Consider the following 12,455-nt stretch of genomic DNA (forward strand, 5'->3'; position numbering starts at 1 on the left):
ATTAATCCTATACCTATTCCAAATAGTATTTTTCTATCACTAAAAAAATCTATTATTATCTTTACTTTTTGAATAATCCTCTTACTAATAGTACTTCCCCCTTGCCTAAAGATAGCTTCTCACAAATTTCATCTTCACTTAAGCCCATCTCAAGAAGCTCTTTTATTCTTTCTGTTTTACTTTTTTCAGTAATATTATTGATGACTCCTTCATCCGAACCTAGTAAATATGCTTTTTCATCTTTTTTCAATTCTTCTTTATCTTCGTCTATTTCTTTAACACTATCATTATCGTCCACTTTATATGAATTCTTTAATTCTAGGATATCCTGTTGTATTTCCAGTAAACTTTCAGCCATATCCTTTCTAACCTCACCTATTTTAATTTCTAGGTCAGAAACATCTTCCTCTTTGTATTTTAACACATTTCCAAAGGAGTTTTCACCTTTTTTTATAGCTTTATAATTTAAAAATATTAGAATTATACCTATTACTATCAATATTATTGGCATACAATTTACCTCTTCTATAAATAATTCATAGCAAGCATCTTTTCACGTAGCTTTCTAATAGCCCTGCTATGCAATTGACAAACTCTAGATTCAGAGACATTTAATACTACTCCAATTTCTTTTAATGTTAATCCTTCATAATAATATAAATTTAAAACTGTTCTATCTTTTTCTTTAAGTCCTTCTATAGCTCTAGCAAGCATTGCAACTTCTTCATCTTTCTCATAGCTTTGCTCAGGGCTTGGACTATTCTTATCTTCAATAATACCCATTATAGTCATATCTTCTCCGTCAGAAAATATGATATCTTCTAAAGAAACAACTGAAATATAATTTATATAATTTTCTATCTCTCCTATTTCATTAATAGATAGATTCATATGTTTTGCTATTTCATCTATAGAAGGCTCTCTAAAGAATTTTCTTTGTAGTTCTTCAACAGCTTCATTATATCTATTTAACTTATCCATTGCTCCCTTAGATATAGGTCTGCACTTTCTAATTTCATCAATAATTGCACCCTTTATTCTTATTGATGCATACGAAGAAAACTTCATACCTTTATTTTTATCATATTTTGACATAGCATCCATTAAGCCAATCATCCCATAGCTTACTAAGTCTTCATACTCCATATACTTGTTTTTCCCTAAACTTACCCTTGAAGCAATATATTTAACTAAAGGTATATATTTTGCTACTATTTGTTCTTTTCCTTCTACAATATCTAAGGTGGTCATTACCTCTTCCTCCTCTAAATCTCTCTCTACATAAGCTCGCGCTGTTTTCTCATTACATTAAATACCTTTTTAATTGTCTTATTTCTCTCTTTTTTCGTTTATATCCACAAATGTACTATCCATCTTTACATTTGTCACACCTAATTACCTTACCTACAAGTGAATACTTTTCTTTATCGTTCTTCAAACTATCATAATTTTTCTCTAAGAAAATATATTAAATAACTTCTTAAATAGTCCTTGAGCACCTAATTTACTATCTGAACTTTCTCCTAAAAACTTCTTTGAGATTTCCTCAATTGATCTTGAAGCATCTGAATTAGGATACGAAAGTACAAAGGGAACCTGCTCTCTTACTCCTTGAACAAGTTTTCTATCATCTAGAATACATCCTAAATACTCTACCTTAACAGATAAAAATCTATTTATCGCTCTTTCAAACTTTCTAAAAGTTTCTTGACCTTCTTCTTTTGTAAACGCTCTGTTAACTACAACTTTAGCCCTGTCTTTAATGTTAAAGTGATCTGTAGCTTTTATTAAACTATATGCATCAGTTAATGATGTTGGCTCTGGAGTAGTAATTATTATAAGTTCTTCAGAACACGCAATAAACGCTAAAACACTTCTACTTATTCCCGCTCCAGTGTCCATAAGTATATAGTCAAACCCATCTAAGCTTTCTAGCTTTTTTAAAAATATATCTCTTTCATTACTTTGAAGATCTTCTACTTGATTTAATGCAGATCCGCCTGGAAGTAACATTATTCCTTCTGGTCCCTCAACAAGTATATCTTCTATATTTCTACCTTTTATTAAATCAAATACATTATATCTTGGGTATACCCCCATAAGTACATCATCATTTCCCATACCTATGTCAGCATCAAAAATTAAGACCCTTTTTCCCTTTTTTTGAAGGGTTATTCCAAGATTTACTACAAAGTTACTTTTTCCAACTCCACCTTTACCAGATGTTACTGTAATTATTTTTGCTTTCCTATAGTTTTCATTATTCTCTTCATTAACCAATCGTCTTAATCTTTCAGCTTGATCTAACATAGGGCTTCCTCCCCAAATATAAATCTTATAATATCACTTTTTGTTGGCGCCTTTATATCATCTGGAACATTTTGCCCAGTAGTTATAAATCGTAAAGGTTGCTTAGAAATTTTACGAATATTATATATACACCCATAAACTGAAGTTTCATCAAGTTTAGTTATTATCACACTCTTATATTCTAATTCCTTATATCCTTCTAAAATTGTTTTGATGTCTCTATTTTTAGTAGTTGCACTAATTACTAAATTAACGGAATCTGGATTAGCCTTTTGAACAAATGCTCTAAGTTCAGAAATCTGCATAGTATTTTTGCTACTTCTTCCAGTAGTATCAATTAGTACTATATCACAATCCTTCATTGATTCTACTGCCTCCTCCATTTCCTTCATGGTTATTACCACCTTAAATGGAATATTCATAATTTCCGCATATGTTTTTAACTGTTCAACAGCACCAATCCTATATGTATCTACTGTAATTAAACCAACTTTCTTCTTATCTATCAGAGAAAGCTTTCCAGCAAGTTTTGCTATAGTTGTTGTTTTACCAACTCCAGTTGGACCTACAAATACTACATTCCCACTTAATTCATCTTTAGATATTTCTATTTCATCTTCAATTACCTTTCGAAACTTGTCAGAAATATCTTCATCTCCAACTTTAGTTTTTAACTCTTCATAAAACTGAACATCTATATCTATATCCTTAATTAAAGTAAGAAGTTCATCTTCTGGTGCCTCACCTTTATCAGTATTTTTAATAACCTTATTTAGAAGTTCTTTCATTTCAGCAACTTCTGCTTGAAGTTGGTTATTCTCAGCTGGCTCTGTCTCTTTTTTAGTCCCAATTTCCTTACTCATAACTCTTTTAAAGTTATGTAGAGATTCTTTGAAAAGATCATCAGACTGTTTTTCCTCTGCCTTCTTACTTGATCCTAAAGTAGAATTTTCAATTGCTGCAGTTACTTCTATCAATTTACTTGAAAAAAAACCTTTTATTCCTGGTCTCTTAATCTTTCTCTGGCTTATAATTACAGCTTCTTTTCCCAGTTCATGTCTAATTCTAGTAAGTGCTTCATTCATATTGTTTGCTGTATATTTTTTTATAACCATTTACACTGATACAACTCCTTCAGTTCTTATTTCAATATCGTTTGGTATTTCATTTAATGAAATAATCATTACGTGAGGGAATGCCATTTCAACTAACTTTCTAAATACTGCTCTAATATTTGGAGAAACTAGTATCACCGGTTGATTATTATAAAAATATACTGAATCTATAGTTTCTCTTATATTATGGAAGATTCTTGTTGTAGTATCTGGATCAATTGTTGGGAATGATCCTTGCATTGATTTTTGAACATTTGAAGCAACAAGTTCTTCTAGTTCTGGAGTTAATGTAACTACAGTAACAGCTCTTTCTTCATTAATTATCTGATTACATATTGTTCTTGCTAAAGCGAATCTTACATACTCAGTTAACAATTCTATATCCTTTGTATTTCTTGAATTATCTGCTAGTGATTCCATTATTGTTACCATATCTTTTATAGGAACCTTTTCCCTTAATAGATTTTGTAATACTTTTTGTAATTCTCCAATAGTCATCAAATCAGGTATTAATTCTTCAACAACAGTTGAATATTTCTCTCTTGTATTATCAACAATAAGTTTAACTTCTTGTCTTCCTAATAATTCATATGAATGTGCCTTAATTGTTTCTGTTAAATGGGTCACCATTACGGTTGTTGGATCTACCACCGTTAACCCTTTAATTTCAGCCTCTTCCCTTTGATCCTTATTTATCCATACAGCTGGCAAGTTAAATGTAGGTTCGACGGTTTTAATTCCTTGTATTTCAGAACTATCACCATTTGGATCCATACACAAAAGCATACTTGCCATAAGTTCTGAAGATGCTATTACTGTTCCCCTTATCTTAATTACATATTCATTAGTCTTTAATTGTAAATTATCTCTTATTCTTATTGGTTGAACTATAATTCCCATCTCAATTGCACATTGTCTTCTTACCGAAGCGATTCTTTGTAGTAAGTCTCCTCCAGTAGTTTCATCTGCTAAAGGAATAAGCCCATAGCCAATTTCAACTTCCATAGGTTCAACAGAGATAAGATTCATTACATTCTCAGGCTCTGTACGTTCCATTTCAACTAGTTCATCTTCTTCAAGAGCTAATTCTAATTCTTGTTGCTTTGTTTCTTCTTTATATAAAAGATAAGCAAGAATTCCTGTAGCTAAAGAAGCTGCAAAAAATGCTACCTTTGGCATATTAGGAACTAATCCTAAAAACAGCATGACACCACTAGCAACTCCAGCTGCTATTGGGAAAGCTGTAAGTTGTGTAGCTAATGTCTTACCAAAGTTATCTGGACTACCAGAACGTGTTACAAGTATACCTGATGCTGTTGAAATTAGTAGTGCCGGCACCTGCGATACAAGTCCATCACCAACTGATAATCTTACGTATGTTTGAGCTGCTGTAGCTGCATCCATACCATGCATTAAAACTCCAATTACAATACCAGCAATAATATTAATAGTTGTTATTATAATAGATGCTATAGCATCTCCTTTTACGAACTTTGAAGCACCATCCATTGCCCCATAAAAATCTGCTTCTGATTGCAAATCTTGACGTCTCTTCTTTGCCATAGCCTCATCTATAAGACCTGAATTTAAATCTGCATCAATACTCATCTGCTTACCAGGCATAGCATCTAAAGTAAATCTTGCTGATACTTCTGATACTCTTCCAGCACCATTTGTTATAACTATAAATTGAATTACTACAATAATCAAGAATATAATTATACCAACCACATAATTTCCTCTAATAACGAATTCTCCAAAGGCTTCTATAATTTTACCTGCATCCGCCTCTGATAAAATAAGTCTTGTTGATGATATATTAAGTGCTAATCTTATTAATGTAGTTACAAGTAACAGAGTAGGAAACACTGAAAATTGCAATACATTTGTCGTAAACATAGTTATAAGGATTATAACTATGGATAATGTTATATTAAATGCTAACAAAACATCTAATATCCCTTTAGGTAAAGGTATGATTATCATCATTACTATTCCAATTACACCAAAGGCAACTAGAACATCAAGATTACTTTTTATATCAAACTTTTTCTTATTTACAGTTGCCAAATTAATCCCATCCTTTATACATACCATATATTAAACTTATTTATTAAGCTTATATACCATTGCTAAAACTTCTGCCACAGCTTGATACATATCCTGTGGTATTTCTTGATCTATTTCAACTTGCCCATAAATCATTCTTGCTAATGGTTTGTTCTCCATAATAGGTACATTATTTTCTTTTGCAATTTCTTTAATTTTCAAAGCAACTAAATCTGCACCCTTTGCCACTACCTTAGGTGCTTCTGTAACTCCATCCTCATATTTTATAGCTATAGCTAAATGAGTTGGGTTAGTTATTACTACCGTTGCATCTGGCACTGAAGACATCATTCGCCTTGTAGCCATCTCTCTTTGTTTTTGTTTAATTTTACTTTTTATTTGAGGGTCACCCTCCATTTGTTTATACTCTTCTTTTATTTCTTGTTTGGTCATTTTCATATCTTTATTATAAAATCTTAACTGTATAAAATAATCTGCTGCTGCAATAATAATTAGTACTATACTTATCTGAATAAAAAGTCCTGAAAATAACTTTAAAAGGTCCTTCCCCAGTGAAGGTAAGTATGAACTAGATATTTGAAGTATAGAATTATAATTATTCATTACATATTTATAACTTATTAACCCTACTATAGAAACAACAATTAAATTTTTCACTAAATCTGCTACACTTTTTTTAGAGAACATATTCTTTAATCCTGATATTGGATTTAATTTACTTAAGGATGGCTTAAGAGGCTCTCCAGTAATAATAAATCCTGTCTGCATAAGACTCCCAACTACCCCTGCTATCATTATAGGAACAGCTACCGGTAGTATTGCTTTAAATGATTTCCAAATCAAGTCTATAAAAATATATTTTACAGACACTACATCTAAATCCTCTAGGATTCCTGATTGCAGAGTAAGTTGCATATAGTCCTTTAAACCTACAACTATCATTCCACTAAACATAATAATGATCATTGTGCAAGCTAACATTGTTATAGCTAACCCAACATCCTTACTTCTAGCAATTTGTCCTTTTTTTCTAGCTTCATTCTTCTTTTTTGGCGTAGCTTCTTCTGTTTTATCATCACTTGCAACTAAAAGTACCAAGGGCATAGCCGTCATACTTTTTAGCAACTTACTTAAAATATCTGGTATAGTTCCAAATGTTGATATGATTAACTTTATCATAATTGGCAAAAATACCACAAAAGTAATAAGTCCAACTGCAAGTCTTACTGGCATACCTAACACCATTACATTAATAGCAGGTACTGTCCTTGAAACTAATGACATAGATAAATCTGTTATAAGTCCAATTATTATTATAGGAATTGCAATCCTCACACCTATAATAAAATACTTTATAAAAGAATCTAATATTATATAAAATGTATCTCCATATAGTATAGATTGTCCAACATGAACAACATCAAAGCTTGTTATAATACACTTAATTAACACATGGTGTCCATCTACTATAAAGAAGATTACTGCTGCCATATAATAAGAAAGATTTGATAGTAATGTACTATTAGAATTATCGCTTGGATTTAACATGCTCATCATAGATAAACCTAACTGTGCATCCATAAAAGCTCCTGCCATTTTAACTATCTCAAAAATAACATTTATTATGTATCCTAATATTAAACCACTCATAACTTCACTTACTATAGCAACGACTAGCATGTAATTATTTGAAATTTCAAGTACAACTTTGCTATCTATCCTAGATGCAACTGCTAAAGACAAAATAATACCTAATGCTGCCTTTAATATCACAGGAGTTCCTCTTGGATAAAATATCTTAACTACAAAAAAGAATGTAGTTATCCTTACTAATATTAAAAAAATAGCTAGAAAGTAGGCTGTATCAATCATACTGCACTACCCCCTATGTTGAAACTTTGACAATCATTTCAAATATTCTTTCAGTAAAGCTCATAAGAGTATGTAACATCCAACTTCCTAACAAGATTCCTACAACTGCAACACCTATAAGTTTAGGTACAAATGTAAGTGTTTGTTCTTGTATTTGTGTTGTAGCCTGAAAAATACTTATTATAAGCCCAATTATAATAGCCACAACCAAAATTGGACCTGCTACTTTTAATCCTGTTACCACAGCATCTTTTATAATGCCTACTATTAAACTTTCACTCATAGACCATCACCTCACCCAAAACTCATAATCAGAGATTTCGTTAATAGATACCATCCATCTACCATAACAAACAATAATAGCTTGAAGGGTAAGGACACCATTGCCGGAGGTAACATAAACATCCCCATGGCCATCAGCACACTACCAACTACAATATCTATAAGTAAAAATGGTAGGTAAATTAAAAATCCAATTTGAAATGCAGTTTTTAATTCACTAATAGCAAATGCAGGTATAACTACATAAAAAGGAACATTTTCTTTAGTTAATTCTTGGTCATCTTGTAAATTCGCAATTTCAATAAATAATTCCAAATCTTTTTTTCTCGTTTGCTTATACATAAATTCCTTTAATGGCTTTGACCCTTCCTCAATTGCCTGCTCTTGAGTAATGGTATTCTCCAAATAAGGTTTGATTGCTTTATCATTCATTTGAATAAAAACTGGCATCATTATAAATACACTTAGAAATATAGCTAGTCCAGTTAATATCTGATTAGGTATTGATTGGGTAGCACCAATAGCACTTTTTAAAAATGAAAATACAACAACTATTCTTGTAAAAGATGTAACCATTATAACTATAGATGGTAACAAACTTAAAATAGTAAAGAATATAAGCAGTTTTATATTTGATACGTAATCATTGCTTGTTCCATCACCACCAACATTTATATTTACATTAGGTAAATTTATTTTTTCTGGTGCAGCATTTGCTATAACGCTAGTAAACCCAATTATAGCTAATGAAAACAAAATTATATAAATCCATTTTCTCTTGTTTCTATTCATGCTTATCTTCCTTCGACTTTATTTTGGTTATAGCTAAATGAAGTTTCTTCTTTGATGACATTATAAATTTATCATACATTTGTGTCATTTCTCTAAGATATTCTTCATTATCATTTTCAATTTTATCCATCTCTTCGCTAGATAAATCCTTTAATTTTTCTGTATGCCCTGCTGCTGTAAGTATTACCATACCTTCTTCACCAGTACGCACAACTACAATAAAAGTATCTTTTGAAATTTGAGTTCTATCAACTACTTTTACATATTTCTTACCTGTAGTTTTCTTTATGCCTTGTCTTGTATATTTTAATACGATAACCATTAGTGCAAAAATTATTATTAAGGCGCCTATAAATTTCGCTATTACTTCAATCAATTCCATATCACTATTGTATTACGAAATTAGTACTTTTTGCTCCAGTAAATAGTACATCTACTATTTTACCTTTGTCTAATTCCTTATTAATTATTTCAACTAAGCCTTTTTTAAGCTCTTCTTTTTTATCTGCTTCAAAATCTGTAGACTGTTTTCCTTTTAAATACCATACAGTCGCATCTTGAATATTTAATTTCTTCTCTTCTATTTCCTTTGCTAGGTTCTTATTACTTTTATCATAAGATAAAGCTACTGATGTTTTTAAATACTTTTTTGCGCCTTTGTCACTTAAATTAATTTGAGTATCTTCCATAAGTTGATAATTTGCTGTTTCAACTTTAGCTACTGTAACAGTATTTTTTGCTTGCATATAAAAATACACGCCACCAAAAGTCCCTATACCTGCAATAACTAGTGCAAGAACAACAACAATCATCATTTTATTTCCCTTTTTAGGTGAATTTTCTGTTTCAATATTTTCATTTTTAGCCATTTAAATCACTCCCACTCTTTTCCAGCAATCAATATGTTAACTTCTATATTGTGCTCTTTTTAATTCTCTAGTTTATTTTTCTAGAAGTTGCTGTTAAATATACTTCTTTTGTACTTTATTACTCTTTCTCTTACTTCATCGATGCTTTGAAGGACTATATACTTTTTCCCATTTGTTAAAGTAATGATAGTTTCAGGAACTTCTTCAAGCTTCTCTATGTGATCAGCATTTAGAACAAACTCCTTATTATTCATTCCAGTTACTTCTATCATTTTCTATTCCCCCTATTACACATAGTTATATAAGATTAACTAATATATAGGATTAAGTTAATCTTAATCCTATATATTATTATACTATCTTGTGTAAATTATCTCTTAAGGTTAATAATTTCTGTTAGAATATCATCACCTGTAGATATCATTTTACCTGATGCTTGGAATGCTTTAGTTGTAACTATCATGTCAGTAAATTGTTCTGCTAAATCAACATTAGACATTTCAAGATATCCCTGTCTGCATACTCCATAGCCTTTACTGTTATCATCACCAGTAGTTCCTGTACCACTCATTATAACAGGATCACCTGAGTTAACTGACTTAGTAACTATATTATCTCCAACAGTTGTTAACCCTTCTGGATTTCTAAAGCTAGCCATAGCTATTTGTCCAAGTGCTGCAACTCTACCATCTGATAACGTTGCATTTATTATTCCTGTTCCACTAATAGAGTAACTCTTTACTTGAAGGTCAGTACTTGTTCCTGCTATTCTCACTTTTTCTGGAATCTTTAAGGACTTTAACATACCGTCATAAGATTTCAAATTATTACTAGCATTTACATAATACACCGATCCGTCAGAGCCTAAACTTTGAACTGATGTACCACCATTTGCATTATCTGAATGAGCATAAGTTCTATCTATAGGTACAGCATTTCCTCTTACATATTCCACTGATCCCATTAATCCAAGATTATTTAATTTATTATTTATAGCACTCTCTACTTCTCTTCCTGTTACTGCTCCTCTTAATACAAAATTACCATTTACAGTTATTGTCTTAGAATTTGTATCAACGTCAACTGAGGTAGAATCAGTAATTGCTCCGACCTGTATCTTATATCCATTTAGAGCAGCACCACCTTTAATGTTAAAGTTCATATCACCTATGGCACCTTGTATTTGATCTGGATCTTTCTTATCAACTCCACCAGAAATTTGACTTGATGTTATTCCTGAAAAAGCTTTTGATGTTCCAGACTTGTATGTCACAAGTGCACTTCCATTTAAACCTAAAGCATTATTAATTGCATTTTGCAATGCTGTATAAGATACCGAACCTGCTGATGTAAAATCACCTGATATATTTATAATCTTAGATCCTGCTGGTGCTTGTTCTACAGCTGTTGGCGAGCTAGGTCCAGTAATGTTAATTATATTAAACTGATAACCATCAAGGTAATTTGCGCTCTTACCATCATTTACTAATTCACTTGGTTTTGGAATGCTAAAGTTAAAACCACCTAAATTTATTCCATCTGGATTTGCTGAAACTTCATCTTTTCCGCCTATAAAATAAAGCTTAGAAGTTCCTGCTGTTCCTGTATAAGTTCCTGATAATTTAATTGTAGGATTAGAAATTCCACTTAAACTTAGTTTTGATGCTATTGTTTGGTTAAGAGTATCAATATTACCAGCATTAATAGTATCTAACTGACCAGATATCGTTATAGTTCCTGCACTCTTATCAACTGTCGCAGTAACTGGAGCACCAGCCACATTCGACATTACTAAATGATAAGCATTAAGGTCATCTCCTTTACCAACTAAATCCACAGTAAAGCCATACATACCAGTTGCTGCAGTTACTGTTCCTGAAGTAGAAGAAATACTAGGAGCTTCAGCTGCTACTGATGTTGTTGTTTTATCCTTAACATAACTAAATCCTGATGAATTATTAGTTATATTCTTTATTGGCTTATTATTTACATCTCCAATATTTTTTGAAATAAGATAATCATTGATTGTACTCTTTAATGTATCAATGTTAATATTTCCTTCTGAAAAATTTCCGTCTAATAAAATTACTTTTGGATCTGATGGCACTATTTCTGCAGCTGGAGTAGCTTCATTTATTGATCTTAGTTTGAAAGTATAGCCATTTAAAGCTGCCCCTTGATTAAATTCTATAGAGAATCCACCAACTTGCACTTTTCCTGGTGCAGTTGCATCAGTACCTCCAGCTATTGTTTTAGAATCTATACCAGTAATTGTTTCAACTATTCCACCTACTGTTATAGATTGTGATATTCCTTCAGCTGTCAAACCATCATTAACAGCCTTTTGTACTTGGTCAGTTTTTAAGTTACCTGAAGGCGAAAAATCACCATCTACTATTATTTCATGCTTAACTTTATCTACTTTACAAGCTGTTGAAGTACCAGGCCCTACCTTTCCTAAAACTACGCTATATCCATTTAATTGTGTTCCAGGACCAAAAGCAAATGTTAATCCTCCTGCTGTAACCGCATTTGGCGATACTGATGTAGCTGCTTGAGCATTATCATCATTAGTTAATGAATACCCCATAACTCTATATCCACTAGCAGTTAAAAGATTTCCATCTTTATCTACTGAGAACCCACCATCTCTTGTATAATTTAATTCAGTTCCTGAATTAGAAAGCGACTGCTCACTAATAGCGTGAATTCCAGCCTTTTGACTTACTTGAATAGTATTATCTCCAGCTATCACTGGTCCAGCACTTACTATGAAATATCCATCACCATCTATAGCTACATCTAAAGCTCTATTTGTAGTTTGCATCGAACCTTGAGTCATTATTTTATCTATACTTGCAAGTTGCACACCTAGTCCAACTTGTTTAGCATTAGTACCACCTCTATTAACTGATGGTGCCATAGCATTTGAACTGTTTTGACTTAATAAGTCTGAAAATTTAGCTCTTGAAGATTTAAACCCTGTTGTATTTACGTTAGAGATATTATTACCTATAACATCTAACTTAGTTTGGTTAACCTTCATTCCACTTATACCTGAGTACATTGATCTTAACATATTATCTTGACCTCCATAACTTTCATAATTACTTGCCTCTATCATTCAGCAAGTTTAGGCTTCCTT

General features: G+C 31.6%; 12 protein-coding genes and 1 pseudogene. All 13 read right to left on the bottom strand.

All coding sequences use genetic code 11. The features are described from left to right. Positions 1-61: 61 nt before the first annotated feature. A complete protein-coding gene (locus tag FAY47_RS02025; RefSeq protein WP_143314720.1) occupies positions 62-511 on the bottom strand; it encodes a hypothetical protein in 450 nt (149 codons plus the stop codon). Between the two features lie 14 nt (positions 512-525). Next, positions 526-1,251: a FliA/WhiG family RNA polymerase sigma factor gene (locus FAY47_RS02030; RefSeq protein ID WP_143314721.1), complete on the bottom strand. Its 726-nt coding sequence runs from the start codon at positions 1,249-1,251 to the stop codon at positions 526-528. A gap of 204 nt (positions 1,252-1,455) precedes the next feature. Then, entirely contained in the window at positions 1,456-2,310 is an 855-nt protein-coding gene (locus FAY47_RS02035; RefSeq protein WP_143314722.1) for a MinD/ParA family protein, read from the bottom strand. Next, on the bottom strand, positions 2,304-3,425 hold the full coding sequence (gene flhF, locus FAY47_RS02040) for a flagellar biosynthesis protein FlhF (protein WP_143314723.1): 1,122 nt from the start codon (positions 3,423-3,425) through the stop codon (positions 2,304-2,306). The genes FAY47_RS02035 and flhF overlap by 7 nt, the downstream gene beginning before the upstream one ends. Beyond that, the gene (gene flhA / locus FAY47_RS02045; protein ID WP_243129513.1) at positions 3,426-5,495 is read right to left on the bottom strand and encodes a flagellar biosynthesis protein FlhA; all 2,070 of its coding nucleotides are present in this window, start codon (positions 5,493-5,495) and stop codon (positions 3,426-3,428) included. Positions 5,496-5,531: 36 nt separating this feature from the next. Further along, on the bottom strand, positions 5,532-7,367 hold the full coding sequence (locus tag FAY47_RS02050) for a fused FliR family export protein/FlhB family type III secretion system protein (RefSeq protein WP_143314725.1): 1,836 nt from the start codon (positions 7,365-7,367) through the stop codon (positions 5,532-5,534). Between the two features lie 13 nt (positions 7,368-7,380). Further along, positions 7,381-7,650, bottom strand: a complete 270-nt coding sequence (gene fliQ / locus FAY47_RS02055) for a flagellar biosynthesis protein FliQ (RefSeq protein WP_143314726.1) — start codon at positions 7,648-7,650, stop codon at positions 7,381-7,383. A gap of 11 nt (positions 7,651-7,661) precedes the next feature. Further along, positions 7,662-8,441 carry a flagellar type III secretion system pore protein FliP gene (gene fliP / locus FAY47_RS02060; protein ID WP_143314727.1) on the bottom strand — a complete coding sequence of 260 codons (780 nt, stop codon included), beginning with the start codon at positions 8,439-8,441 and terminating at the stop codon, positions 7,662-7,664. Further along, positions 8,434-8,823, bottom strand: a complete 390-nt coding sequence (locus FAY47_RS02065; RefSeq protein ID WP_143314728.1) for a flagellar biosynthetic protein FliO — start codon at positions 8,821-8,823, stop codon at positions 8,434-8,436. Before FAY47_RS02065 ends, fliP begins: the two co-directional genes overlap by 8 nt. A 4-nt stretch (positions 8,824-8,827) precedes the next feature. Further along, on the bottom strand, positions 8,828-9,310 hold the full coding sequence (locus FAY47_RS02070) for a flagellar basal body-associated FliL family protein (RefSeq protein ID WP_143314729.1): 483 nt from the start codon (positions 9,308-9,310) through the stop codon (positions 8,828-8,830). Positions 9,311-9,390: 80 nt separating this feature from the next. Further along, complete coding sequence (locus tag FAY47_RS02075; protein WP_143314730.1) at positions 9,391-9,582, bottom strand: flagellar FlbD family protein; 192 nt, start codon at positions 9,580-9,582, stop codon at positions 9,391-9,393. 98 nt (positions 9,583-9,680) lie between these two features. Beyond that, entirely contained in the window at positions 9,681-11,900 is a 2,220-nt protein-coding gene (locus FAY47_RS20775; RefSeq protein ID WP_341480394.1) for a flagellar hook-basal body complex protein, read from the bottom strand. Next, positions 11,880-12,389: pseudogene (locus FAY47_RS21280) on the bottom strand (flagellar hook-basal body complex protein); the annotation flags it as partial. The pseudogene FAY47_RS21280 and the gene FAY47_RS20775, both read right to left, overlap by 21 nt. Between the last annotated feature and the right edge of the window lie 66 nt (positions 12,390-12,455).

Origin of the sequence: Clostridium sp. HBUAS56017 (genome assembly GCF_007115085.1) — a bacterium.
Taxonomy (GTDB): domain Bacteria; phylum Bacillota; class Clostridia; order Clostridiales; family Clostridiaceae; genus Clostridium; species Clostridium cibarium.